Origin of the sequence: Bradyrhizobium sp. 1(2017) (genome assembly GCF_011602485.2) — a bacterium.
Taxonomy (GTDB): Bacteria; Pseudomonadota; Alphaproteobacteria; order Rhizobiales; family Xanthobacteraceae; genus Bradyrhizobium.
Window position 1 is genome coordinate 173,328 of record NZ_CP050022.2, and the last position, 23,454, is coordinate 196,781.

Here is a 23,454-nt window from a genome sequence, read left to right on the forward strand (position 1 = left end):
GAGGAGGCCTTTGGTGCGTGTGGGGTCCAAGCCGTCCGCATCGTCACCCTCTTGGGGTCAAGCGGACTTCTTGTTGTTCTTGTCGTCGTCGACTTCGGTGAATTCCGCGTCGACGACGTCGTCCTTGGCCGCATCCTTCTTGGCGTCGGCCTCGGCCTGCTGCTTGTACATGGCCTCGCCGAGCTTCATCGAGGCCTGGGCCAGCGTCTGGGTCTTGGCCTTGATCGCCTCGGCATCGTCGCCCTTCAGCGCTTCCTTGAGGTCGCTGACGGCATCCTCGATGGCGCGGCGCTCGCTCTCGGCGACCTTCGAGCCGTGCTCGGCAAGGGCCTTCTCGGTCGAATGCACCAGCCCGTCCGCCTCGTTCTTGGCGGTGACGGCCTCGCGGCGCTTCTTGTCCGCCTCGGCATTGGCCTCGGCGTCCTTGACCATCTTCTCGATGTCGGCTTCCGACAGACCGCCGGAGGCCTGGATGCGGATCTGCTGCTCCTTGCCGGTGGCCTTGTCCTTGGCCGAGACGTTGACGATGCCGTTGGCGTCGATGTCGAAGGTCACCTCGATTTGCGGCATGCCGCGCGGGGCCGGCGGAATGCCCATCAGGTCGAACTGACCGAGCATCTTGTTGTCGGCCGCCATTTCACGCTCGCCCTGGAAGACGCGGATGGTGACGGCATTCTGATTGTCCTCAGCCGTCGAGAACACCTGGCTCTTCTTGGTCGGGATCGTGGTGTTGCGGTCGATGATGCGGGTGAACACGCCGCCCAGCGTCTCGATGCCCAGCGACAGCGGGGTCACGTCGAGCAGCAGCACGTCCTTGACGTCGCCCTGGAGCACGCCGGCCTGGATCGCGGCACCGATCGCCACGACTTCGTCCGGGTTGACACCCTTGTGCGGCTCCTTGCCGAACAGCTGCTTGACGACTTCCTGGACCTTCGGCATGCGCGACATGCCGCCGACCAGCACGACTTCGCCGATCTCGCCGGCGGTGACGCCGGCATCCTTCAGCGCCTTGCGGCAGGGCTCGACGGTCTTCTGGACGAGGTCGTCGACCAGCGCCTCGAACTTGGCGCGGGTGAGCTTCATCGTCAGATGCTTCGGGCCGGTCTGGTCCGCGGTGATGAAGGGCAGGTTGATCTCGGTCTGCGTCGTCGACGACAGCTCGATCTTGGCCTTTTCAGCGGCTTCCTTCAGGCGCTGCAACGCGAGCTTGTCGTTGCGCAGGTTGATGCCCTGCTCCTTCTGGAATTCGTCGGCGAGATAGCCAACGAGGCGCATGTCGAAATCTTCGCCGCCGAGGAAGGTATCGCCGTTGGTCGACTTCACCTCGAACACGCCGTCGCCGATTTCGAGAATGGAGATATCGAAGGTGCCGCCGCCGAGGTCGTACACCGCGATGGTGCCGGTCTTGGTCTTGTCGAGGCCATAGGCGAGCGCGGCCGCGGTCGGCTCGTTGATGATGCGCAGCACTTCGAGGCCCGCGATCTTGCCGGCGTCCTTGGTCGCCTGACGCTGGGCGTCGTTGAAGTAGGCGGGAACGGTGATGACGGCCTGGTCGACCTTCTGGCCGAGATGGGCTTCCGCGGTCTCCTTCATCTTCTGCAAGATGAACGCCGAAACCTGCGAGGGCGAGTAGGTCTGGCCGTCGGCCTCGACCCAGGCATCGCCGTTGGAAGCCTTCACGATCTTGTAGGGAACGAGCTTCTTGTCCTTCTCGACCATCGGGTCGTCGTAGCGGCGGCCGATGAGGCGCTTCACTGCGAAGAAGGTGCGCTCGGGATTGGTGACGGCCTGGCGCTTCGCCGGCTGGCCGACGAGGCGTTCACCGTCATCCGTGACGGCGACGATCGAAGGCGTCGTGCGCATGCCTTCGGAATTCTCGATGACTTTGGCGTTCTTGCCATCCATCACGGCGACGCACGAATTCGTGGTGCCGAGGTCGATCCCAATGACCTTTCCCATGGTCCTGATATCCTTCTTTTTGCGGCAGGTTGGCTGGGCCCAGAAGGCACCCAAACCGAAACCCCCTAAGATCAAACATCCGCGATATTGCGATGATTGAGGCTCATATAGGAGGGGGGGAGGGGGCCGCAAGGACCGAAGCCAGGTTTCTGCCGTGAAAACATTGGGTTTTGGACGATCATATCCGGGCTCAACCGGCCTTGCGGGTGAGGAATTATTAACGGGTTCAGGCCTCGGCAAGCCCCGCCACCGCGACCGGCCCCACCCTGTTACGCCCGGGCCAAACCCGCTAAAAGGCGGGCCAGCCGGGCAGCTGCTGCGCGCGACAAAGCGGCCCGGTTGCCGACCATCGAACGGCCTCAATGTGAACCAATCAGAGTGCCCATGAAGCTGATCCGCACCCTCGCCGCGCTCGCTCTCCTCGTCGCCTCCGCGGCCTCCGCACTTCCGGCCGTTGCCGCCGATGCCGTTTACCCGCCCGGCCTCCGCCTCGGCATGGTGCCGCTGGTCGGCCTCAACACGGCAAAGGCCTTTCCGGGCTTCGAGAGCGAGGATGGCAGCGTCAAGGTGCTGATCACGGAGCTGCCGCCGGCGGCCTATGGCGAGGTCGTGAGCGCCTTCAACTCCAATCCGGCGGGCGTGAACGGCGTGAAGCAGGACAAGATCGAGACGCCTGCGGGCCTTGCCTATTTCACCACCGAAAGCGGCAAGGCCGGCGACACCCCGGTGCGGCGCTATTCGATGATCGTGCCGGGGGCCGGCTTCTCCGGCTATGTCGCGGTCCAGATCCCGGAAAACGCGGTCAAGATCTACACCGACGAAGCGGTACGGCAGATGTTTGCGAGCACCGTGACCCGCAAGCAGGTCTCGGCCGAAGAGCAGATCGCGCTGATGCCGTTCAAGATCACCGATCTCGCCGAGTTCAAGGACATCCGCACGCTGGCGCCGGGCTCGAGCATCATCCTCGCCGACGGCGACGAGAGCACGGGTTACGAGCAGAAGCCGTTCATGATCCTCGGCCTGATCGGCGCCACCCCGCAGCAGGCCGACGACCGCGCCCGCTTTGCCCAGGAGGCCGCACTCCAGATTCCTGGCGTGCGCGAGTCGCGCGTCACCATGTCCGAGCCGATCCGCATCAACGGCCAGCAGGGTTTCGAGACCCGGATCGACGGCGTCAGCGGCAAGGACAAGGTCCCGGTGACCGTGGTGCAATGGATCCGCTTCTCGAGCGGCGGCGCCTCGCTGCGCATCATCGCCAGCGCCCCGCGCGAGCAATGGCTGCCCGCCTTCACCCGCTTCCGCGCCGTGCGCGACGGCATTCAGCCGAAGGGGTAGCCGAAGGTCGTCCAACAACCTCGGTGTCGTCCCGGCGGAGGCCGGGACCCATAACCACATCGAGCGGTTGTAGGACGAGCTAGTAACTCCGAGTTTTCGCAGAATTGTTGCTGCGGCGTATGGGTCCCGGCCTACGCCGGGACGACGAGTTGCTTGGAGAGCCCAACCACTTACCAAAGCCGCCCGCATTTTCGGGCTTCTGTTCGTATCCGAGCGGAACTAGGCTTTCCCCTCTGTTGGATCATCCCCAAGGGAGGCGAACGATGCTGGATCGACGACAAGTCCTGGCAATGCTCGGCACGACGGCGCTCGCGACGCTGGCGCCAACGGCACTCCTTGCAGCCGCATCGATCAAGCCGGACGAAGCGTCCGCGCTGCTCGTGATCGATGTGCAGAATTGCTTCCTGCCGGGCGGCAGCCTCGCGGTGAAGGAAGGCGAGCAGGTGGTGCCCGTCATCAACAAGATTTCAAAGGCGTTCGCCCACGTGGTGCTGACGCAGGACTGGCACACGCCCGGCCACGTTTCGTTTGCGTCGGTCCACGCGGGCAAGAAACCGTTCGAGACCGTCGATCTGCCCTACGGCAAGCAGGTGCTGTGGCCGGACCATTGCGTGCAGGGCACCGATGGTGCCGCGCTGTCGAAGGACCTTGCGATCCCGCATGCCGAGCTGATCATCCGCAAGGGCTTTCACAAGAACGTCGACAGCTACTCGGCCTTCCTCGAAGCCGACGGCAAGACCTCGACGGGCCTTGCCGGCTATCTGAAGGGCCGCAAGATCAAGCGCGTCTTCGTCGCAGGGCTGGCGACGGACTTCTGCGTCGCGTGGACCGCGCTCGACGCGCGCAAGGCGGGCTTCGAGGCCTATGTGGTGGAAGACGCTTGCCGCGGCATCGACACGCAGGGCTCGCTGGCAAAGGCCTGGGCCGACATGGCCAAGGCCGGCGTGAAGCGGATTCAGTCCGCGGATATCGCGGCGAGCACGTAGCATCGAACTACGGTGCGCAATTGCGCACCTGAGAACCTCGAGATTCCGGGTTCGGCTCTGCGAGCCGCCCCGGAATGACGCCAAAACTCAGTTCGGCGCGCCGCTCGACTCATTGTTGTTGGCCGCCGGCGCGGCCTTCGCACCACCCTTGGCGACACCGACCAGCGCGGGACGCAGCACGCGCTCGCCGATGGTGTAGCCGGCCTGCACGACCTGCACCACGGTGCCCGACGGCACCGACGCATCGGGCACTTCGAACATCGCCTGCTGGAAGTTCGGATCGAACTTCTGGCCCTGGGGATCGAACTTCTTCACGCCATGCTTTTCCAGCGCGTTGAGCAGCGAACGCTCGGTGAGCTCGACGCCCTCGATCAGCGCGATCAGGCCGGGATCGGCCGCCGCACGCGCCTCGGCCGGAACGGCATCGAGCGCGCGCTGAAGGTTGTCGGCGATGTCGAGCACGTCACGGGCAAAGCCGGTGACGCCGTAGAGCTTGGAGTCGGCGACTTCCTTGGCGGTGCGCTTGCGCAAATTCTCCATCTCGGCCAGCGTCCGCAGCATGCGGTCGCGCGCCTCGGCGGCTTCCTTCTGCAACGTTTCGACCGAGCCCGGCTCGGGATCGTCGGGCATGATGTAGGGCTTTGACACCACGGGCTCGGGCGTCGGCGCGGTCGTGTCTTCGGGTTGCCGGTCTCGATCGGTCATCGGCTCTAATCTCGAACTCGTTTCCAGGGATTGTTGGCCCGGATATCGTGCCTAAGCGTGCGAAAATCAAGCGCCCGTGATCGGCGGAAACGCCGGTCAGCCCCCCAGAAGGCGGCTGACGATGCGGGCGGCGTAGTCCACCGTCGGAATCACGCGGGCATAATTCAGCCGCGTCGGCCCGATCACCCCCAAAACACCGACGATGTGGCCGGCGGCATCCCGATAGGGCGAGATGATGGTGGAGGAGCCCGACAGGGAAAACAGCTTGTTTTCGCTGCCGATGAAGATGCGCACGCCTTCGGCGGTCTCTGCCCGGCCGAGCAGGTCGATGACGCCGCGCTTGGTCTCGAGATCGTCGAACAACAGGCGAACGCGCTCCAGATCCTCCAGCGCGTGCAGATCCTCCAGCAAATTGGCGTGACCGCGGACGATGAGCTGGCGGTCCTCGTTCTCGCCGCCGGACCAGCTCGCGATGCCCGCCGAGATCACCTTTTGGGTCAGCTGATCGAGCTCGGCTCGGGCTTCCCCGAGTGCGGTCTCGAGCTCGAGCCGCGCCTCGGCCAGCGTGCGGCCGCGGATGCGCGCATTGAGGAAATTGCCGGCCTCGGTGATCGCCGAGGAGGGAACTCCGGGCGGCAGCGTCAGCACGCGGTTTTCGACCTGGCCATCCTCGCCGACCAGGATCACCAGCGCCTTTTCGGGTTCCAGGCGCACGAACTCGATGTGCTTCAGCCGCGCATTGGATTTCGGCGTCAGCACGACGGCGGCAGCGCGGGTCAGGCCCGACAGCCGCGTCAGAGCCTGATCCAGCGCCGCCTCGACCGATTGCGCCTGGCCGACGGACGATAGCTGGCTCTGGATCGCGGCACGCTCGGCTTCGTTGAGGTCGCCGACCTGCATCAGGGCGTCGACGAAGAAGCGCAGCCCGAGTTCCGTCGGCAGCCGGCCGGCGGAGGTATGGGGCGCATAGATCAGGCCGAGCTGTTCCAGATCGGCCATGACGTTGCGGACCGAGGCCGGCGACAGCGGCATGGCGATCAGGCGCGAGATATTGCGCGAGCCCACGGGCTCACCGGTCGCAAGATAGCTTTCGACAATTTGACGAAAGATGTCGCGGGAACGCTCGTTGAGCTGGGCAAGGCCTGCGCGCGGCGCGATCAGATGGATCGGATCGTGATGGGCCACAGACGGTAACTCCTCTCAGATACTCATAATTTGTCCATCCTGGGCGCTTCTGACAAGCGTGGCGTTTGCGGGCTCGACATCAGGGGTGAAAAAACCTTGCCGCCCACCCTCACCCCACCTACAAGCACCGCGAACAGCCCTACACCTGCGAGTTTTGGAGGATTTCCCATGCGGCCAAGCCGCCGTGCGCCCGACGAATTGCGCCCCGTGACGCTGGAGCGTGGCGTGGTCAAATATGCGGAGGGCTCCTGCCTCGTGAAATTCGGCGACACCCACGTGCTGGTCACCGCGACGCTGGAAGACCGCCTGCCGCCGTGGCTGAAGGGTCAGGGCCGCGGCTGGGTCACCGCCGAATACGGCATGCTGCCGCGCGCGACCTCGGAACGGACCCGCCGCGAGGCCTCCGCCGGCAAGCAAAGCGGCCGTACCGTCGAGATCCAGCGCCTGATCGGCCGCTCGCTCCGCACCATCGTCGACCTCGAAGCGCTCGGCGAGCGCCAGATCACGGTCGATTGCGACGTGCTCCAGGCCGACGGCGGCACCCGCACGGCCTCGATCACCGGTGCCTGGGTCGCGCTGGCCGATTGCATCACCTGGATGAAGGCGCGCAACATGGTCAAGGCCAACGTGCTGCGCGACAACGTCGCCGCGATCTCCTGCGGCATCTACAACGGCGCGCCCGTGCTCGACCTCGACTACGCCGAGGATTCGGAAGCCGAGACCGACGCCAATTTCGTCATGACCGGCGACGGCCGCATCATCGAGGTGCAGGGCACCGCGGAACGCGAGCCGTTCACGCAGGACGAGTTCCTGGCGCTGATGACGCTGGCGCGCAAGGGCGTCGCGCGCCTCGTGGACTTGCAGAAACTGGCTGTAGCGTAGTCAATAGGCCATGCACCGCCGAATCACGGACAAGCTCGTCATCGCGACCCACAATCCCGGCAAGCTCGCCGAGATGCGGGAGCTGCTTGCGCCGTACGGCATCGCGGCGGTGTCGGCCGGCGAGCTCGGCCTAGCTGAGCCCGAAGAGACCGGCAACGATTTCCGCAGCAATGCCGCGATCAAGGCGATCGCGGCGGCGCAGGCGACCAAGCTCCCCGCCTTCGCCGATGATTCCGGCATCGTGGTCGACGCGCTCGACGGCGCGCCCGGCATCTACAGCGCGCGCTGGGCCAGTCCGTCGAAGGACTTCAACGCCGCGATGACGCGTATCGAGCGCCTGTTGCAGGAGCGCGGCGCCACCACGCCCGACAAGCGCAAAGCCCACTTCGTCTCGGCGCTCTGCGTTGCCTGGCCCGACGATCATCTCGAAGAGGTCGAGGCGCGCGTCGACGGCACGCTGGTCTGGCCGCCGCGCGGCACCGCCGGCTTCGGCTACGATCCGATGTTTTTGCCCGACGGCCACGACCGCACCTTCGGCGAGATGACCAGCATCGAGAAGCACGGCCTGCCGCCGCTCGGCCTTGGCCTGTCGCACCGTGCCCGCGCCTTCGTGAAACTGGCGGAGATCTGCCTTGAGCCGCGCTAAGGAAGCCTTCGGCGTCTACGTGCACTGGCCGTTCTGCCTGTCGAAGTGCCCCTATTGCGACTTCAACAGCCATGTCCGCCACGCCGCGATCGACGAGGCGCGGTTCGCTTCGGCTTTTGCACGCGAGATCGCCGCGACCGCCGAGCGCGCGCCGGGTCGCGAGGTCACCTCGATCTTCCTCGGTGGCGGCACGCCGTCGCTGATGCAGCCCGCAACCGTCGGCGCCGTGCTCGATGCGATCGGCAAGCACTGGACGGTGGCGAAGGACGCCGAAGTGACGCTGGAGGCGAACCCGACCAGCGTCGAGGCCACCCGCTTTGCCGGCTATCGCGCCGCCGGCGTCAACCGCGTCTCGCTCGGCGTGCAGGCGCTCGACGACGCCTCGCTGAAGGCGCTGGGCCGTCTGCACAATGCGCGCGAAGCGCTCGATGCCGTCGCCATCGCGCGCCGCTCGTTCGACCGCTATTCGTTCGACCTGATCTACGCCCGTCCCGACCAGACGCCGGCGATGTGGGCCGATGAGCTGCGTCTCGCGATCGATGAAGCGGCCGAGCATCTGTCGCTCTATCAATTGACGATCGAGGAAGGCACGCCGTTCTTCGGCCTGCACCAGGCCGGCAAATTGAAGACGCCGGACGAGGCCGTCGCGCGCGCCCTCTACGACGTCACGCAGGAGACCTGCGACAGGCTCGGCTTGCCCGCCTACGAGATCTCCAACCACGCGCGGCGCGGCGCCGAGTGCCGGCACAATCTGGTCTATTGGCGCGGCGAGGAATATGCCGGCATCGGCCCCGGCGCGCATGGCCGCCTCGACATCGACGGCGTCAGGCACGCGACCGCCACCGAGAAGCGTCCCGAAGCCTGGCTGATGCGGGTCGAGACAAACGGTCATGGCGTCGTCACCGACGAGCTCCTCAACAGCGAGGAACGCGCCGACGAATTCCTGCTGATGGGGCTGCGTCTCGCCGAAGGCATCGACCCCGAGCGCTACAAGGCGCTTTCGGGCCGCCCGCTCGATCCCAAGCGCATCTCGCTTCTGCGCGAGGAAGGCGCGATCACCGTGGATGCAACGGGCCGCCTGCGCGTGACGAGCAGCGGTTTTCCGGTGCTGGATGCGGTGGTGGCGGACCTCGCGGCGTAAGCTCTCTCCCCATCTACGAAGCGATCAGGCCCCAAAGCTCTTCGGCGAGCCCGCGACCGCCACGCCGCCACCTTGCGTCACCTTCATCACGGCAAGCCCACGCTCATTGGTGCCATCGGGCCGGAAGCGGAACAGGCCGTCGATGCCGGCAAAGCCGGAGGGATTGGTGAGCACGTCGGGCGAGAAGCGCGTGGTGCCTTGCGTGCGCGCCAGTGCGGCGACAAGGGCGACGGCGTCATAAGCGAGCGTCGCGGTGCGGATCGGCTCGGCACCGTATTTGGTGCGATAGCGGCCGGAGAACGCGCGAAAGCCAGCCGGGTCCGGCGCGGCATAGAGGCCGCCTTGCAGCGCGGCGCTGGCATAGACGCGCGGGCTGTCCCACAGCCCGGTGCCGAGCATCTGGATATTGCGCAAATTCGCGCCCGCCGCCGTCATCGCATCCGCCACCGACACCACGGCATCGCCGTCATCGGCAATGAACAGCGCATCCGCGCTGCCGAGCAGCTGTGCCACGGTCCGCGCCGGGGTGGCGCGATCGGCGCCGTATTTTTCGAACGCAACGATGCGCCCGCCACGCCGTGGCACAGCGGCCTTCACGGCGGCTTCGACGACATTGCCATAGGCATTGTCGGGCACGAGCACGGCGACGGAGCGCTTTCCGATGCTGGCGGAATATTCGACGATGCGGTTGACGTCGGACTCCGGCAGGAACGAGAGCAGATAAACGCCGCGTCCGGCGATGCTGGAATCGGTCGAGAACGCGATCACCGAGATGCCGCGCGTGCGCGCGACCTGCGCCACCGCCGGCACCGACTGCGCGAACAATGGTCCCAGGATGATCTCGGCACCCTCGTCGACCGCCTGCTGCGCGCCCGCCTGCGCGCCTTGCGGGCTGCCATTGTCGTCCTTGATCAGCAGCTGGATGTTCGGATTCTGGAACTCGGCCAGCGCCATCTCGGCGGCGTTGCGCATGGATTGCGCCGCAAGTCCGGCATTGCCGGCGGCCGAGAGCGGCAGGATCACCGCGACCTTCACCCCACCGGTGCCCGCGGTGGTGCCCTGCTGCGGCGGGCCGGCCGGCTGGGCCGGCGGCGCGGAAGAACTGGAGAAAGGGTTTGAGAACTGGCTGAGACTTTGCTGCACGCCGGCGCAGGCCGACAGCAGGGGCGTTCCGAGCAGCAGGCCAAGCGCACTCCGCCGGGTCGCTCCTGACATCAGGGTTCCCTGGACGGGAGACTTCAAATCGCGCGGGCCCACCATGCAGCTTCTCTTCTGACCAGCGATCGCCAGCCGGTCACAACACTCATTCCGCGACACAAGCCGCGGATTCAGGCATATTGTCGGCAAATAGTTAACTAAAACAAAAGGATAACGATCGCTTAACGCGGCCGCGCCTTAGAGTTCCGGCTAGCTGTCCACCCGTCCATCATCCAGCATCAAGGCGGCGTTTCCGTCGTGAATATGACGCTGGTGCTTCATTCCCTGGGGAATGTGATGCCTGCCGGATCACATTCCAGTCCCCCTCAGTCCTTACCGCGCCCCTCGCCTCGGCACGATCTTTTTCCAGGGGCCGGTTCCCAGCCCTGCCGTTCGTGCCTAAGTTGACTTCATTATGCGCGCAAAGCCGGCCTCGATAAATACGCCTGAAGCCCAAGATGCCGCCCCGCGCGGTTTCTCCATCGACGCCCATCGCCTCGCAGCGCCGAAGGCGGCGCCGGGCCTCCATCTGGTCGCGACCCCAATCGGCAACCTCGGCGACATCACGGTCCGCGCGCTCCAGACGCTGGCGGGCGTCGATGTCATCGCCTGCGAGGACACCCGCATCACCCGCCGCCTGACCGAGCGCTACGCCATTGCCGCGCAGCTCAAGCAATATCACGAGCACAACGCGGAAGCCGCGCGCCCGAAAATCCTGGAAGCACTTGCGGCCGGAGGTTCGATCGCCCTGGTCTCGGATGCCGGCACCCCGCTGATCTCCGATCCCGGCTTCAAGCTGGTGCGCGAGGTCTGCGCGGCCGGCTACGCGGTCTATGCGCTGCCCGGCCCATCCTCCGTGCTCGCCGCACTGTCGGTCGCGGCGCTGCCGACCGACCGCTTCTTCTTCGAGGGTTTCCTGCCGGCCAAATCCGCCGCGCGAAAATCGCGCCTTGCCGAGCTCGCCCGCATCGACGCGACGCTGGTGATGTTCGAATCCGGCAACCGCGTGCAGAACACGCTGGCCGAGCTCGCCGAGATCATGGGGACGCGCGAAGCCGCGATCTGCCGCGAGCTGACGAAGCTGCACGAGGAGATTTCGCGTGCACCACTGAGCGACCTGGCGCGCGACGCTGATGCGCTGGAGACCCGCGGCGAGTTCGTGCTGGTGATCGCCCCACCCGCTGCGGACGCCGAGCTGCTGACATCGGATGCGCTGGACGGCCTGCTGCGCGAGCAGCTCGCCGCGCACAGCGTCAAGGATGCCGTGGCGCACGCGGTCGCGCTGTCGGGCCGGCCGCGCCGCGAGGTCTATGCCCGGGCGCTCGAGCTTGCAAAGGACCTGCGGGGCGGCGATGGCGAAGACTGAGGTCCCGGCGGAACCGAAAATCGCCTCGCCCGAGCGCGTCGCCGCGTTCCGTACCGGCCTCTCGGCCGAGAGCCGCGCCGCCGCCTATCTCATGGCCAAGGGCTATCGCATTCTCGCCAAGCGTTATCGCACGCCCCATGGCGAGATCGACATCGTGGCGCGCCGCCGCAATCTGATCGCCTTCGTCGAGGTCAAGGCGCGCGCGAGCCTCGATGACGCCGCCTTTGCCGTGACGCCGCGCCAGCAGCAACGCATCATCAACGCCGCGCAAGGCTGGCTCGTGGCGCATCCCGAGCATGCCGAATTCGAACTGCGATTCGACGCCATGCTGATTGCGCCGCGGTCACTTCCGCGCCATGTGTTGGCGGCATTCGACGCCTCGACCTGAAAGGCAGACCATGAAACTGAACGTCGCCGTCCAGATGGATCCCATCGCCCGCATCAACATCAAGGGCGATTCCACCTTTGCGCTGCTCCTGGAGGCGCAGAAGCGCGGCCACGGCCTGTCCTATTACACGCCCGACAAGCTCTCGATGGTCGGTGACGAGATCGTCGCGCCGGTTCAGCTCCTCACCGTGCGCGACGAGCCCGGCGACCATTTCACCCTCGGCGAGCCCAGGCGCGAGGCGCTCAACGGCTTCGACGTCGTGCTGCTCCGCCAGGACCCGCCGTTCGACCTCGCCTATATCACCTCGACGCATTTCCTGGAGCGAATTCATCCGAAGACGCTGGTCGTCAACGATCCGGCCTCGGTGCGCAACGCGCCCGAAAAGCTCTTCGTGATGAACTTTCCGCAGCTGATGCCGCCGACCCTGATCTCGCGCGACCTCGACGAGATCAACGCCTTTCGCGACAAGCACGGCGCGGTGGTGATGAAGCCGCTGCACGGCCATGGCGGCGCCGCGGTGTTCCGCGTGATGCCGCAGGACATGAATTTCGGCTCGCTGTTCGACATGTTCTCGGTCACCTTCAAGGAGCCCTGGGTGATCCAGCAATTCATCCCCGAGGTGAAGCATGGCGACAAGCGCATCATCCTCGTCAACGGCGAGTTTGCCGGCGCGGTGAACCGCGTGCCGGCCGCGGACGACCTTCGCTCCAACATGGTGCGCGGCGGCGCCGCGCAGGAGACCGAGCTCACCCCGCGCGAGCGCGAGATCTGCGCCACCGTCGGGCCGGCGCTGCGCGAACGCGGCCTGCTGTTCGTCGGCATCGACGTCATCAACGGCAACCTCACCGAGATCAACGTCACCTCGCCGACCGGCATCCGCGCCATCGCCCGGCTCGGCGGCCCGGACGTTGCGGCGAAGATCTGGGACACGATCGAAGCGAAGCGGAAGAAGTAGGGGCTATGGCGATTGCGCTGTGGCGTTCGTGATCTCCCTCCAACGTCGTCCCGGCGAAGGCCGGGGCGACACCTTCAGTGTCGCGCGTTGCTTCCATCTCATGAGCAGGCCACCCCTCCAGCGCCCACACCACTAACCATCCATTCACCATGACGCCGCGCGCGTCGTGCGAACGAACGAGCTGGCTTGCGTGAAACTACGGGGCCGCTGGCCGACCCAATAACGCCGCGTTCACCATCCGCCGAAAACCCGCGGCGTGACCGGCCATCACATTCAGTCTCGCAACACCCCTTACACTTTTACTCCCTACTCATCGACACGGGGAACCCGCCAGGTGCGGTCCGAGTGCCCCGCGTAAGAGTAGAAGCGTATGAATACCGCACGCATTGTCGTTCTCGTCATCGCACTGGGCGCCGGCGGCGTCGCTGCCTATCTGGCGAGCGGTTATCAGAATGCGCCCGCTCCGGTTCTCCCTGTCGCCGAGAAGCTGCCGACGGTCGAGGTCCTGATCGCGAAGAACGACATCGGGCTCGGCCAGGCCGTCAAGCCCGAGGACCTGCAATGGCAGACCTGGCCGGCGGCGACTGCGAGCAACGCCTTCATCCGCCGTGACAGCAGGCCCGAGGCGCAAATCCAGATCGCCGGCTCGATCGCGCGCGTGCCCTTGATGCAGGGCGAGCCGATCCGCGAGCAGAAGCTGGTCCGGGCCGAAGGCTCCGGCTTCATGGCCGCGATCCTGCCCTCCGGCATGCGGGCCGTCTCCACCGAAATTTCAGCCGAGACCGGCGCCGGCGGCTTCATCCTGCCGAACGACCGCGTCGACATCGTGCTGACCCGACGCCTGAAGAATCCCGACGCCAACGGCGCGACCGCAGGCAACGACCTCATCCTGTCCGAGGTCATCCTGACCAACATCCGCGTGCTCGCGATCGACCAGGCGCCGAAGGAGAAGGACGGCCAGACCGCCGTGATCGGCAAGACCGTCACGCTCGAGCTCAAGCCCGACCAGGTCGCCACGCTGTCGGCGGCGCGACAGGGCGGCACGCTCCAGCTCGCGCTGCGGAGCATCGCCGATGCCAAGGCCGTGGAGAGCCCGGTCGAGGAACAGGCGGCCAAGCGTTCCGACGGCGTCAACGTGATCCGCTACGGGGTACAGGCGCGGCAACAGACGTCACAGAAGTGATGATGGGGATAGCATGAAAGACGGGGGTGATCGGACGGGCCTGCGCATTCGGGGGAAGCGCGCGCGCTCGGTCCTGGCGGGGACAATGCTGATGCTGGGGCTGCTCGCAGCCCCCAACGAGGTCAGCGCCGCGGATGCGCCGGTCGGCGACCAGGCTCCGATGCAGGCGTCCGATCTCGGCGTGTCGCCGGTCGCGACGACCGCGCCGGCGCGGACACGCTTCCTGTCACTCGGCATCGGCAAGTCCGTGGTCGTTGACCTGCCACGCGAGGTCAAGGACGTGCTGGTGGCCGATCCCAAGATCGCCAACGCGGTGATCCGCTCATCCCAGCGCGCCTATATCATCGGCGGTCAGGTCGGCCAGACCAACGTCGTGTTCTTCTCCGCCGACGGCCAGCAGGTCGCCTCCTACGACATCGCGGTGAAGCGCGACCTCAACGGCATGCGCACGGCGCTGCGCCAGTCGCTGCCGGGCGTGCAGATCGAAGGCGTCGGCGACAGCGTGATGCTGACCGGCTCGGTGTCGAGCCCGGTGGAGGCGCAGCAGGCAGGCGACGTCGCCGCCAAGCTCGTCGGCGGCTCCGACAAGGTCGTCAACAACATCGTCGTGCGTGGCCGCGACCAGGTGATGCTCAAGGTCGTCGTCGGCGAAGTGCGCCGCGACATCGTCAAGCAGCTGGGCGTCGATCTCAGCGCCAGCCTGAACGCCGGCACCGCAGTCGTCAATTTCAACAATTCCAATCCGTTCGCGGTCTCGGGCGGGCCGATCGTCGGCAGCAACGGGCTCGGCGTTGCCGGTCTCGCCAAGGGCGTCGCCACCGTGAGCGCCACGATGCGCGCGATGGAAAGCGCCGGCGTCATGCGCACGCTCGCCGAACCGAGCCTGACCGCGATCTCCGGCGAATCCGCGACCTTCATCGCCGGCGGCGAATTCCCGATTCCCGCAGGATATTCCTGCGATCCCGTCACCCACGTCTGTACCACCCAGGTCACCTACAAGAAGTTCGGCATCTCCCTCAACTTCACCCCGGTCGTGCTCAGCGAAGGCCGCATCAGCCTTCGCGTGATGACCGAGGTCTCGGAGTTGTCGAATACGAACTCGATCACCCTGACGCAGGCGGTGTCCTCGACCTCGAGCAACTCGATCACCATTCCTTCGATCCAGACCCGCCGCGCCGAGACCACCCTGGAGATTCCCTCCGGCGGCTCGATGGCAATGGCCGGCCTGATCCAGCAGCAGACCAAGCAGGCCATCAACGGCCTGCCCGGCGTCGACCAGGTGCCGATCATCGGCGCGTTGTTCCGCAGCCGCGACTTCGTCAACAACGAGACCGAGCTGATGGTGATCGTGACGCCCTATGTGGTGCGTGCGGTCGCCCAGAAGGAATTGTCGCGCCCGGACGACGGCTTCGCGCCGGCCTCCGACGCGCAGACGGCGCTGCTCGGCCGCATGAACCGCCTCTATGGCCTCACGCGCCGGGTCGATCCGATCAACGGCACGCCCGGCGATTTCGGCTTCATCATCGATTGAGACGAACGGTGGTCCCGGAAACGGGGCTTCCGACACAGGACGTCTGAACTGGACTTGGGGAACGGCGCGGGATTTGGGGCAAGGGGGATGAAGCGATGACGAAGACGATGGGCGATCGACGTCGCAACTTGAAGATCGCGCTGACACTGACGGGGCTCTCCGTCATGCTGGGCGCCTGCAACACCTCCGGTGAGATCGTCACCCAGACGGTGCCGACCGATTATCGCCAGCGCCATCCGATCGCGGTGCAGGAGGGCAAGCGCTCGATCGTCATCTTCGTCGGCAAGTCACGCGGGGGCCTTTCGGCCGAGCAGGGCGCCGACGTCGCGGGCATCGCCCGGGACTGGGTGCGTGAAGGCACCGGCTCCGTCGTCGTCGACGTCCCCGTCGACACCGCGAATTCGCGCGCCGCTGCGGCGACCTATCGGGAAATCCGCTCCGTGCTCGCGGCCGGCGGCGTGCCGTCGCGCGCCATCGTCCAGCATCCCTATCGCCCCGAGGATCCCGGCCTGCTGCCGACGATCCGGCTGAGCTATTCCAAGATCAGCGCCGTGGCCGGCCCCTGCGGGCTGTGGCCGGAAGACGTTGGTCCGAACATCCTCAACCCCGACTACAGCGAGAACCGGCCGTACTTCAATCTCGGCTGCGCCAGCCAGCGCAATCTCGCGGCGATGATCGACAACCCCGCCGACCTCGAGCAGCCGCGCGGCGAGACACCCGCCTATACCGCACGACGCAACATCGCCTTCGACCGCTATCGCAAGGGCTCGACGACAGCGACCTCCTATCCCGAGGCCGACAAGGCCAAACTCAGCGAAACCGGCAAATGACTGGCATCCACGACGAAGAGGCGGACGATCCGCGGCACCCCGACGAGCACATTGCGCCGGTCCCGCGTATCTCGGTGCAGGCCTTTTGCGAAACCGAGCAGACGCTCGCCGCGGTGACCGCGGCGGGGCAGGATCGCCGGCTTGCCAAGGCGCATCTCACCGCCAGGGACGGCGGCCTCGCTGCGGCGATCGAAGTCTACGAAACGATGCCGACGCCGAACGTGATCGTGATCGAATCCGACGGCACCCGTGACATCCTGGAGGGGCTCGACGACCTCGCCGGCGTCTGCGACCCCGGCACCCGCGTCGTCGTGATCGGCAATCCCAACGACACCGCGCCCTATCGCGAGCTGGTCCGCCGCGGCGTCAACGATTACGTGGTCGGACCGGTCGAGACGCTCGACGTGGTCCGCTCGATCTGCAGCCTGTTCTCGGCGTCCGAGGCCATCATCACCGGCCGCGTCATCGCCGTGGTCGGCGCCAAGGGCGGCGTCGGCGCGTCCACCGTCGCGCACAACGTGGCCTGGACCATCGCCCGCGACCTCGCGCTCGATTCCGTCGTGATCGATCTCGACCTCGCCTTCGGCACCGCGAGCCTCGACTACAATCAGGACCCGGTGCAGGGCATCGCCAATGCGGTGCTGTCGCAGGACCGGCCGGACACGGCGCTGCTGGAGCGCCTGCTTGCCAAATGCACCGAGCGCCTCAGCCTGCTGGCCGCGCCCGCGACGCTCGACCGCGTCTACGATTTCGGTGCCGAAGCTTTCGACGCGGTGTTCGACACCTTGCGCATGACCACGCCCTGCATCGTGCTCGACGTTCCCCACCAATGGTCGGGCTGGACGCGCCGCGCGCTGGTCAATGCCGACGACATCGTGATCGTGGCCGAGCCTGATCTCGCCAATTTGCGCAACACCAAGAACATGCTGAGCGTGCTCAAGGCGGCGCGCCCGAACGACCGGCCGCCGCTGTACTGCCTCAACCAGGTCGGCATGCACAAGCGCGCGGAGATCGAGGTCAAGGCCTTCGCCAAGACCATGGAGAGCCAGCCGCTGGCGGTGATCCCGTTCGATTCGAAGCTGTTCTCCACCGCCGCCAACAACGGCCAGATGATCGCGGAGGTCTCCAAGAGCCACCGCACCACCGAGCTGTTCCAGACCATGGCGAACCGGCTCGCCGGCCGCGGCGAGGTGAAGAAGCCGAAGCGCTCGCTGCTCGGACCGCTCCTGAAGAAGCTGAAGGGCAAGTCGGGCCGCAGCTCCGCGCCGCATCGCAAGGCGTCGTAGGCGCGGCTATTTGTCCGCCCGCTGCTGCTTCTTCGCCAGCAGCTGCCGCAGCGCCGCGACCTTTGCCGCAGCCTCATCCGGCGGCAGGTCGGCCTTCACGAGGATTTCAGCCTCAGCCTCGCGGCCTTGCAATCCCAGCACGAGCGCGAGATTGGCACGGATCCGCACATCGTTCTGATTGCGCTGATGGGCGCGGCCGAGCACCTGCTCGGCCCGCGGCAGATTGTTCTGGAGCATGTAGGACAGGCCGAGATTGGACAGGACCTGTGGCTCGTCGGGCACGATCTTCAGGGCGCTCGCATAATATTGCTGCGCCTCCTCGTTGCGGCCGAGCTGATCGAGCGCCGCGCCTTGCGCCGACAGGATGCGCCAGTCCGGATCCTCGGGCGAATGCGCGCGGCCGAGGACGTCGAAGGCCTGCTGGAAATTGCCGTTGTCGGCGAGCGCGCGGCCATAGCCGGCGAGCAGCGCCTTGTTGCTGGGATGGCCGAGCACGGCCTGCTCCAGCACCGCGACAGCCTGCGCGCGCTGGCCGGTCTCGCGCAGCGCCTTGCCATAAGCGAGCGCAATTGCGGGCTCGCCGGGCTTGGCGCGGTAGCGCTCGCGAAGCGCGTCCATGTCCGACCTGGCTTCGGCCTTGGCGGCGGTTTCAGACCTGACGCCGAGCGCGCCGGTCACATCCTCGATGCCATTGGTCTGGCAACCGCCGAGGATGAGCACCATGAACGCGGGAAGCAGGAATTTCGCCGGAGGAAAGGCGGGAGACGAACGCTTGGGCATACTCTGATCACTCGGCGACTGATCAGGGATGCTTACCGATTAACGCTAAAACCGGGTTAAAGAGGGTAGCCTTTGACGGCTTAGTCGGTGAACTCGGCGCCGAACTCGCAGCCGATGCGCCAGCGCAGGCGGCATTGGCGGGAATAATCGGGCGCGAAGATGATGGTGAATTGCGGCGGCACTTCCAAAAATTCCGCCACCACTTTCACGCCACCATCGGAGATGTCCGTGATCGTGCAATCCCGCGGCAGCGAGCCCGCACCGAAATGAATCTTGGCAAGCCGGCTGCACACCCGGCGTTCGCTTCTCCGGCGATTTGCAAGCATTTGAACTCTTCACCCGTTAGACCACGGCCCATCCCGCAAGCGTAGGAGTAGCGGACATTCGTTGGAATGTGCTGAGGAGAGCCGCTCGCATTCGAGGCGTAGTGTCCGCTTCACGTTTACGATCCGTTAGGGCTTGCGCCGCTCCCGACTATGTTCCTGTATTGTTCTTGCGGAGCGAGGCGCCGCCTGCTACCCTCGATTGAGCAAAGGGCAGGGCTGGTTCGGGCATGGTTCAGCGGGTTTCTACCGTCGCCTTTGAGGGGATCGAGGCCCGCGCGGTCGACGTGCAGGTGCAGGTCGCCCCGGGCCTGCCGGCCTTCGCCATCGTCGGCCTGCCGGACAAGGCAGTGTCGGAGGCGCGCGAGCGGGTCCGCTCGGCCCTGATCGCCTCGGGGCTGGCGCTGCCGGCGCGGCGGATCATCGTCAATCTGGCGCCGGCCGACCTGCCCAAGGAGGGCAGTCATTACGACCTTCCCATCGCGCTCGGGCTGATGGCGGCCATCGGCGCGATTCCGCCGGATGCGCTGACCGGCTTCACCGTGCTCGGCGAGCTTGGCCTCGACGGCTCGATCGCGCCGGTCGCAGGCGTTCTGCCTGCCGCGATCGGCGCCAATGCGCGCGAGGAAGGCCTGATCTGCCCCGCCGCCTGCGGGTCGGAAGCGGCTTGGGCAAGCCCCGACATCCAGATCATTGCAGCTCACTCGCTGATCCAGATCGCCAACCATTTCAAGGGCACGCAGGTGCTGTCGCGGCCCTCGCCGAAGGTGCACGAGGCCGCGGCATCGTCCCTCGATCTGCGCGACATCAAGGGCCAGGAGAGCGCCAAGCGGGCGCTGGAAATCGCGGCCGCCGGCGGGCATCATCTGTTGATGATCGGCGCACCCGGCGCCGGTAAGTCGATGCTGGCGGCGCGCCTGCCCTCGATCCTGCCGCCGCTGTCGCCGAGCGAGCTGCTCGAGGTCTCCATGATCGCGTCGGTCGCCGGCGAGATCGAGGGCGGCGCACTGACGGCGCGGCGCCCGTTCCGCTCGCCGCATCACTCCGCCAGCATGGCCGCGCTCACCGGCGGCGGCATGCGGGCAAGGCCCGGCGAGATCTCGCTGGCGCATCAGGGCGTGCTGTTCCTCGACGAATTGCCGGAGTTCGATCCGCGCGTGCTGGATTCGCTGCGCCAGCCGCTGGAGAACGGCGAGGTCGCGGTGTCGCGCGCCAATCACCGCGTCACCTACCCTGCCCGCTTCATGCTGGTCGCGGCGATGAATCCCTGCCGCTGCGGCAACGCCTTCGAGCCCGGCTATGCCTGCAAGCGCGGCCGCATCGACCGCTGCACGTCCGACTACCAGGCGCGCATCTCCGGTCCCCTGATGGACCGCATCGATTTGCGCATCGAGGTGCCGGCGGTGACCGCGGCCGACCTGATCCTGCCGCCGCCGGCGGAAGGCTCGGCCGAGGTCGCGGCGCGCGTGGCGGCGGCCCGCGACATCCAGCTTGCGCGCTATGCCGCTGCCGGCCTGCCCAAGGTCCGCACCAATGCCGAGGCGCCGGCCTCGGTGCTGGAAGAGATCGCCAAGCCGGATGTGCAAGGCGCCAAGCTGCTGCGCGATGCCGCCGAGACCATGCGGCTGTCGGCGCGCGGCTATCACCGCGTGCTGCGGGTGGCGCGCACGCTCGCCGATCTCGACAACGCCGACAGGATCGGCCGGCTCCACCTCGCCGAGGCGCTGTCCTACCGCGCACTCGCGGAGGATGTACGGCAGATGGCCTGATCATTCCGCGCATCAACCCGGCGGTAACGAGTTTCCTTTACGCTCTGCAAACCATAAGGCCCATCAGTTCCCGTACAGGGCCCGGCGAGTAGAGTGTCATGTTGCGTCTCAAGATCCTGGCCTCCGTTGTTCCCCTGTTGGCGGCAGCTGTGTTCGCCCGCGCCGAGATCGGATCGGTCTCGCATCCCTGCATCGCCCTCGGCGACACCTCGGTCGAGCTCACCTCCCTGTTCTGGACCGCCGGCGTGCACGTCGCCTTCACCGACGATCCCGCGCAGGCGACGGTGCGGGTCCAGGTCACCGACAATGCGGACGTTGCGGACTTCGCCGTGGTGGACGACGGTCTCGGTTCGGACTCGGACACCTGCCAGGCCGGTCCGTCGACACGCCTGATCTCGATCGCCGCGCAGCCCGTCGACGGCGGCGAGGTGATCTACCTCTCCACCGAAGGGCCGGCTGATTACCGCATCTATGTGCGCTCGAAGACGTTCTCGCAGCGCGAGGCGGCTGCGCTGATCGTCGGCGCCCGCGGTGGCCGTAGCCACTTCCAAGCCGCCTCGCTCTGAGACGTTAACACTTCGTCAACCCTGTCTGGAGGCGGCGCCAGAGCCTCAAGCTGTTCGCAAGGTCGAGGCGACATCGTCGCACAGGGCGAACGCGGGGTTTCGGACAAGAGTCGGGGTCGGTGGTGATGGGTCGGACGTTCCGGATCAAGGTGCGCATGCGCCGCTTCAGGCGACAGCATCCGCGGATCGCCTTCGCGCTCCGCTCCTTCATGATCTTCACGGCGACGTTCGGCGCCGCCTATGGTTTCGTCTCCGGCAGCCGCTCGGAGAATTCGGGCTACGATCCGAATGCGTTTGCGATCGGCGCGAGCTTCCTGTTCGCCCTCGCCTGCCTCGGCCTTGCCACGCTGAGCATGCGGCTGCGCTTCGTCAACAAACGGCTGCGGACCCTCGCCGCCCACAACGAGGCGCTGATCGACCGGAACTGGGAGCTCAAGGAAGCCGAAGAGCGCGCCCGCAGCCTGTTCGAGCAGCAGGGCGACCTGATCGTGCTGCGCGACACCAACGGCCGCATCACTTTTGCCAACGACGCCTATTGCGCACTGGCCGGACAGACGCGCAGCGCGCTGGTCGGCACACGCTTCGATTTCGACGTGCTGGAGCAGGGCGACAGCGCGCGCGAGAGCAACGGCACACGCATTCACGACCAGAGAATCGCAACAGAGCTCGGCGCGCGCTGGATCGCCTGGCGCGAGGGCTATGTCCGCCGCGATGCCGGGCAGCCCGCCGAACTGCAGAGCGTCGGGCGCGACGTCACCGACCGCACCGAGACCGAACGCGCCCTGTCCGAGGCGCGCGACCAGGCCGATGCCGCCAACCGCGCCAAATCGCGTTTCCTGGCGATGGCCTCGCACGAAATACGCACGCCCCTCAACGGCATCATCGGCATGGGCGGCCTCCTGCTCGACACCAATCTGACGCCGGAGCAGACGACCTATGCCAGGGCAGTGAAGACCTCGGGCGAGGCGCTGATGGCGCTGATCGAGGAGCTGCTCGATTATTCCAAGATCGAAGCCGGCAAGCTCGATCTCGAGCAGCGCCCCTTCGCCCTGTCAACGCTGGTCGAGGAAATCACCGAGCTTCTGGCGCCGCGCGCGCAGGCCAAGGACCTCGAGATCGCATCCTATATCGACGAACGCCTGCCGCTCGAGGTGGTGGGCGATGCCGCGCGGCTGCGCCAGGTGTTGCTCAATCTTGCCGGCAACGCCATCAAGTTCACCGCGAGCGGCGGCGTGGCGCTGATCGTCGAGCCCGGGATCTGGCCGAACGAGATCAGCTTCCTGGTCCGCGACACCGGCATCGGCATCGCGCCCGAAGCGCGGTCGCGCATCTTCCAGGAATTCGAGCAGGCGGACGAGCGCGTCGCCCGTACCTATGGCGGCACCGGGCTCGGCCTGTCCATCAGCGAGCGCATCGTCAAGCGCATGGGCGGACGGATCACACTCGAGAGCGAGCCGGGCAAAGGCTCGACCTTCGAGGTCGCGGTGCCGCTTGCCCCGTCACAGGCCGGCAGGGGGCAGACCGCATTCCCCAGTCCCGATCTCGCTGGCAAGTCGATTCTCCTCGTCGCCGACGGCATCGAGGCCTCCCTGATCGCGCGGCGCCTGGAGCGCTGGGGCGGCCAAACCTGCATGGCTGCGGATGCCGCGGTCGCCGAAGCGCTGCTGCCGGAACGCTCGTGGCACGCGGTGCTGATCGATCGCGCGATCGGTCCTTCCGTTGCCGATCATCTCGGCGAAGCTGCGCGGACGCATGCGATGCAGCGCCTGGTGCTGCTGACGTCGGGCTCGCGACACGAGACATTTTCGTCGGCCTTCAGCGGCTTTCTGATGAAGCCGCTACGCGCGGCCTCGCTCGCCGCACGCCTTTCGCTGACGCCGGAGGTCGCCTCGCCCGATCTCGCGCCGGAACCGCCGGCTGAATCCAGGGCGAAGGCGGCGCCGACAAAGGGTTTGTCGATCCTGGTCGCCGAAGACAACGAGATCAATGCGCTCTTGATGCGCTCGTTGCTGACGAAACTCGGCCACCGCGTCGTCATCGCAATTCACGGCGAGGCCGCGCTGGAATCCTGGCTTGCCGCTGCAACGGCCGGCACCCCCTATGACCTCGTGCTGATGGACATCCAGATGCCGCAGCTCGACGGCATCGAGACGGCGAAACGCATCCGCGCCCATGAGGCAGCCGTGGGCCGCCAGCGCACGCCGATCCTGGCGCTCACCGCCAATACGCTGGTCGAAGACCGCTACGCCTGCTTCGAGGCAGGGATGAACGGCTTCCTGATCAAGCCGCTCGACCGGGAGAAGCTGGACGAGGCGTTCGCCGGGCTGGTCACATCCCGGCACCTGGCGGTGTGATTCCAGCGTTGCAAGGGAACTCTGGACCCTATCGATAATTGAAATCGGCCGCGTTGCGCGTCACCATGCAAGGGGGGCGTTTTGCAG

At 66.5% G+C, this 23,454-nt stretch carries 21 protein-coding genes; 15 read left to right on the forward strand and 6 right to left on the reverse strand.

From position 1 onward, the window contains the following. Positions 1 to 57: 57 nt before the first annotated feature. Complete coding sequence (gene dnaK, locus HAP40_RS00800; protein ID WP_166811674.1) at positions 58 to 1,959, reverse strand: molecular chaperone DnaK; 1,902 nt, start codon at positions 1,957 to 1,959, stop codon at positions 58 to 60. 384 nt (positions 1,960 to 2,343) lie between these two features. Between dnaK and HAP40_RS00805 the strand changes: the two genes are divergently transcribed. Both HAP40_RS00805 and pncA read left to right on the forward strand, forming a co-directional pair. Then, positions 2,344 to 3,294 (forward strand): hypothetical protein, encoded by a 951-nt coding sequence (locus tag HAP40_RS00805; protein WP_166811672.1) that lies wholly within the window; start codon positions 2,344 to 2,346, stop codon positions 3,292 to 3,294. A 263-nt stretch (positions 3,295 to 3,557) separates the two neighbouring features. After that, positions 3,558 to 4,280 (forward strand): bifunctional nicotinamidase/pyrazinamidase, encoded by a 723-nt coding sequence (gene pncA / locus HAP40_RS00810; RefSeq protein ID WP_166811670.1) that lies wholly within the window; start codon positions 3,558 to 3,560, stop codon positions 4,278 to 4,280. A gap of 87 nt (positions 4,281 to 4,367) precedes the next feature. Here the strand turns inward: pncA and grpE are convergent, their stop codons facing one another. Both grpE and hrcA read right to left on the reverse strand, forming a co-directional pair. Beyond that, positions 4,368 to 4,985, reverse strand: a complete 618-nt coding sequence (grpE, locus tag HAP40_RS00815) for a nucleotide exchange factor GrpE (protein ID WP_166811668.1) — start codon at positions 4,983 to 4,985, stop codon at positions 4,368 to 4,370. A 96-nt stretch (positions 4,986 to 5,081) separates the two neighbouring features. Continuing rightward, the gene (hrcA, locus tag HAP40_RS00820) at positions 5,082 to 6,170 is read right to left on the reverse strand and encodes a heat-inducible transcriptional repressor HrcA (protein WP_166811666.1); all 1,089 of its coding nucleotides are present in this window, start codon (positions 6,168 to 6,170) and stop codon (positions 5,082 to 5,084) included. 168 nt (positions 6,171 to 6,338) lie between these two features. Between hrcA and rph the strand changes: the two genes are divergently transcribed. From rph to hemW, 3 genes are read left to right on the forward strand one after another with little or no spacing between them, the layout of a single operon-like run. Beyond that, positions 6,339 to 7,052, forward strand: a complete 714-nt coding sequence (gene rph / locus HAP40_RS00825) for a ribonuclease PH (RefSeq protein WP_166811665.1) — start codon at positions 6,339 to 6,341, stop codon at positions 7,050 to 7,052. Between the two features lie 10 nt (positions 7,053 to 7,062). After that, the gene (gene rdgB, locus HAP40_RS00830; protein WP_166811664.1) at positions 7,063 to 7,698 is read left to right on the forward strand and encodes an RdgB/HAM1 family non-canonical purine NTP pyrophosphatase; all 636 of its coding nucleotides are present in this window, start codon (positions 7,063 to 7,065) and stop codon (positions 7,696 to 7,698) included. Next, a complete protein-coding gene (gene hemW / locus HAP40_RS00835) occupies positions 7,685 to 8,839 on the forward strand; it encodes a radical SAM family heme chaperone HemW (protein WP_166811663.1) in 1,155 nt (384 codons plus the stop codon). The genes rdgB and hemW overlap by 14 nt, the downstream gene beginning before the upstream one ends. A gap of 24 nt (positions 8,840 to 8,863) precedes the next feature. Here hemW and HAP40_RS00840 read toward each other — a convergent pair whose 3' ends face one another. Next, positions 8,864 to 10,099, reverse strand: a complete 1,236-nt coding sequence (locus tag HAP40_RS00840; protein ID WP_208024838.1) for a penicillin-binding protein activator — start codon at positions 10,097 to 10,099, stop codon at positions 8,864 to 8,866. Between the two features lie 352 nt (positions 10,100 to 10,451). On the opposite strand from HAP40_RS00840, the gene rsmI reads away from it, so the two are divergent. The 7 genes from rsmI (at position 10,452) to HAP40_RS00875 (ending at position 17,575) form a co-directional block, all read left to right on the forward strand. Next, complete coding sequence (gene rsmI / locus HAP40_RS00845) at positions 10,452 to 11,402, forward strand: 16S rRNA (cytidine(1402)-2'-O)-methyltransferase (protein ID WP_166811660.1); 951 nt, start codon at positions 10,452 to 10,454, stop codon at positions 11,400 to 11,402. Beyond that, positions 11,389 to 11,790: a YraN family protein gene (locus HAP40_RS00850; RefSeq protein ID WP_166811657.1), complete on the forward strand. Its 402-nt coding sequence runs from the start codon at positions 11,389 to 11,391 to the stop codon at positions 11,788 to 11,790. Before rsmI ends, HAP40_RS00850 begins: the two co-directional genes overlap by 14 nt. 10 nt (positions 11,791 to 11,800) lie before the next feature. Then, positions 11,801 to 12,745 (forward strand): glutathione synthase, encoded by a 945-nt coding sequence (gene gshB / locus HAP40_RS00855; RefSeq protein ID WP_166811655.1) that lies wholly within the window; start codon positions 11,801 to 11,803, stop codon positions 12,743 to 12,745. A 370-nt stretch (positions 12,746 to 13,115) separates the two neighbouring features. Further along, on the forward strand, positions 13,116 to 13,928 hold the full coding sequence (gene cpaB / locus HAP40_RS00860; protein WP_166811653.1) for a Flp pilus assembly protein CpaB: 813 nt from the start codon (positions 13,116 to 13,118) through the stop codon (positions 13,926 to 13,928). 13 nt (positions 13,929 to 13,941) lie between these two features. Continuing rightward, on the forward strand, positions 13,942 to 15,459 hold the full coding sequence (locus HAP40_RS00865) for a type II and III secretion system protein family protein (RefSeq protein ID WP_166811651.1): 1,518 nt from the start codon (positions 13,942 to 13,944) through the stop codon (positions 15,457 to 15,459). Between the two features lie 95 nt (positions 15,460 to 15,554). Next, positions 15,555 to 16,289, forward strand: coding sequence for a CpaD family pilus assembly protein (locus HAP40_RS00870; protein ID WP_166811649.1), 735 nt, complete (start codon positions 15,555 to 15,557; stop codon positions 16,287 to 16,289). Further along, positions 16,286 to 17,575 (forward strand): AAA family ATPase, encoded by a 1,290-nt coding sequence (locus tag HAP40_RS00875; protein WP_166811647.1) that lies wholly within the window; start codon positions 16,286 to 16,288, stop codon positions 17,573 to 17,575. Before HAP40_RS00870 ends, HAP40_RS00875 begins: the two co-directional genes overlap by 4 nt. A 6-nt stretch (positions 17,576 to 17,581) precedes the next feature. Here the strand turns inward: HAP40_RS00875 and HAP40_RS00880 are convergent, their stop codons facing one another. Both HAP40_RS00880 and HAP40_RS00885 read right to left on the reverse strand, forming a co-directional pair. Next, positions 17,582 to 18,355, reverse strand: a complete 774-nt coding sequence (locus HAP40_RS00880) for a tetratricopeptide repeat protein (protein WP_166811645.1) — start codon at positions 18,353 to 18,355, stop codon at positions 17,582 to 17,584. Positions 18,356 to 18,435: 80 nt separating this feature from the next. Continuing rightward, a complete protein-coding gene (locus tag HAP40_RS00885; protein ID WP_011083489.1) occupies positions 18,436 to 18,681 on the reverse strand; it encodes a PilZ domain-containing protein in 246 nt (81 codons plus the stop codon). A gap of 227 nt (positions 18,682 to 18,908) precedes the next feature. Here HAP40_RS00885 and HAP40_RS00890 point away from each other — a divergent pair, with 227 nt between their 5' ends. The 3 genes from HAP40_RS00890 (at position 18,909) to HAP40_RS00900 (ending at position 23,367) form a co-directional block, all read left to right on the forward strand. Then, complete coding sequence (locus HAP40_RS00890; RefSeq protein ID WP_166811643.1) at positions 18,909 to 20,447, forward strand: YifB family Mg chelatase-like AAA ATPase; 1,539 nt, start codon at positions 18,909 to 18,911, stop codon at positions 20,445 to 20,447. 98 nt (positions 20,448 to 20,545) lie between these two features. Then, positions 20,546 to 21,013 (forward strand): hypothetical protein, encoded by a 468-nt coding sequence (locus HAP40_RS00895; protein WP_166811641.1) that lies wholly within the window; start codon positions 20,546 to 20,548, stop codon positions 21,011 to 21,013. Positions 21,014 to 21,138: 125 nt separating this feature from the next. Beyond that, entirely contained in the window at positions 21,139 to 23,367 is a 2,229-nt protein-coding gene (locus tag HAP40_RS00900; protein WP_166811639.1) for a PAS domain-containing hybrid sensor histidine kinase/response regulator, read from the forward strand. The last annotated feature ends 87 nt before the right edge of the window (positions 23,368 to 23,454 follow it).

Excerpts from the sequence above, each read along its gene's own strand:
- dnaK (WP_166811674.1), bottom strand. The coding sequence starts at position 1,959 with ATGGGAAAGGTCATTGGGATCGACCTCGGCACCACGAATTCGTGCGTC.
- HAP40_RS00805 (WP_166811672.1), top strand. The coding sequence starts at position 2,344 with ATGAAGCTGATCCGCACCCTCGCCGCGCTCGCTCTCCTCGTCGCCTCC.
- pncA (WP_166811670.1), top strand. The coding sequence starts at position 3,558 with ATGCTGGATCGACGACAAGTCCTGGCAATGCTCGGCACGACGGCGCTC.
- grpE (WP_166811668.1), bottom strand. The coding sequence starts at position 4,985 with ATGACCGATCGAGACCGGCAACCCGAAGACACGACCGCGCCGACGCCC.
- rph (WP_166811665.1), top strand. The coding sequence starts at position 6,339 with ATGCGGCCAAGCCGCCGTGCGCCCGACGAATTGCGCCCCGTGACGCTG.
- rdgB (WP_166811664.1), top strand. The coding sequence starts at position 7,063 with ATGCACCGCCGAATCACGGACAAGCTCGTCATCGCGACCCACAATCCC.
- HAP40_RS00840 (WP_208024838.1), bottom strand. The coding sequence starts at position 10,099 with ATGGTGGGCCCGCGCGATTTGAAGTCTCCCGTCCAGGGAACCCTGATG.
- rsmI (WP_166811660.1), top strand. The coding sequence starts at position 10,452 with ATGCGCGCAAAGCCGGCCTCGATAAATACGCCTGAAGCCCAAGATGCC.
- HAP40_RS00850 (WP_166811657.1), top strand. The coding sequence starts at position 11,389 with ATGGCGAAGACTGAGGTCCCGGCGGAACCGAAAATCGCCTCGCCCGAG.
- gshB (WP_166811655.1), top strand. The coding sequence starts at position 11,801 with ATGAAACTGAACGTCGCCGTCCAGATGGATCCCATCGCCCGCATCAAC.
- cpaB (WP_166811653.1), top strand. The coding sequence starts at position 13,116 with ATGAATACCGCACGCATTGTCGTTCTCGTCATCGCACTGGGCGCCGGC.
- HAP40_RS00865 (WP_166811651.1), top strand. The coding sequence starts at position 13,942 with ATGAAAGACGGGGGTGATCGGACGGGCCTGCGCATTCGGGGGAAGCGC.
- HAP40_RS00870 (WP_166811649.1), top strand. The coding sequence starts at position 15,555 with ATGACGAAGACGATGGGCGATCGACGTCGCAACTTGAAGATCGCGCTG.
- HAP40_RS00875 (WP_166811647.1), top strand. The coding sequence starts at position 16,286 with ATGACTGGCATCCACGACGAAGAGGCGGACGATCCGCGGCACCCCGAC.
- HAP40_RS00880 (WP_166811645.1), bottom strand. The coding sequence starts at position 18,355 with ATGCCCAAGCGTTCGTCTCCCGCCTTTCCTCCGGCGAAATTCCTGCTT.
- HAP40_RS00885 (WP_011083489.1), bottom strand. The coding sequence starts at position 18,681 with ATGCTTGCAAATCGCCGGAGAAGCGAACGCCGGGTGTGCAGCCGGCTT.
- HAP40_RS00890 (WP_166811643.1), top strand. The coding sequence starts at position 18,909 with ATGGTTCAGCGGGTTTCTACCGTCGCCTTTGAGGGGATCGAGGCCCGC.
- HAP40_RS00895 (WP_166811641.1), top strand. The coding sequence starts at position 20,546 with ATGTTGCGTCTCAAGATCCTGGCCTCCGTTGTTCCCCTGTTGGCGGCA.
- HAP40_RS00900 (WP_166811639.1), top strand. The coding sequence starts at position 21,139 with ATGGGTCGGACGTTCCGGATCAAGGTGCGCATGCGCCGCTTCAGGCGA.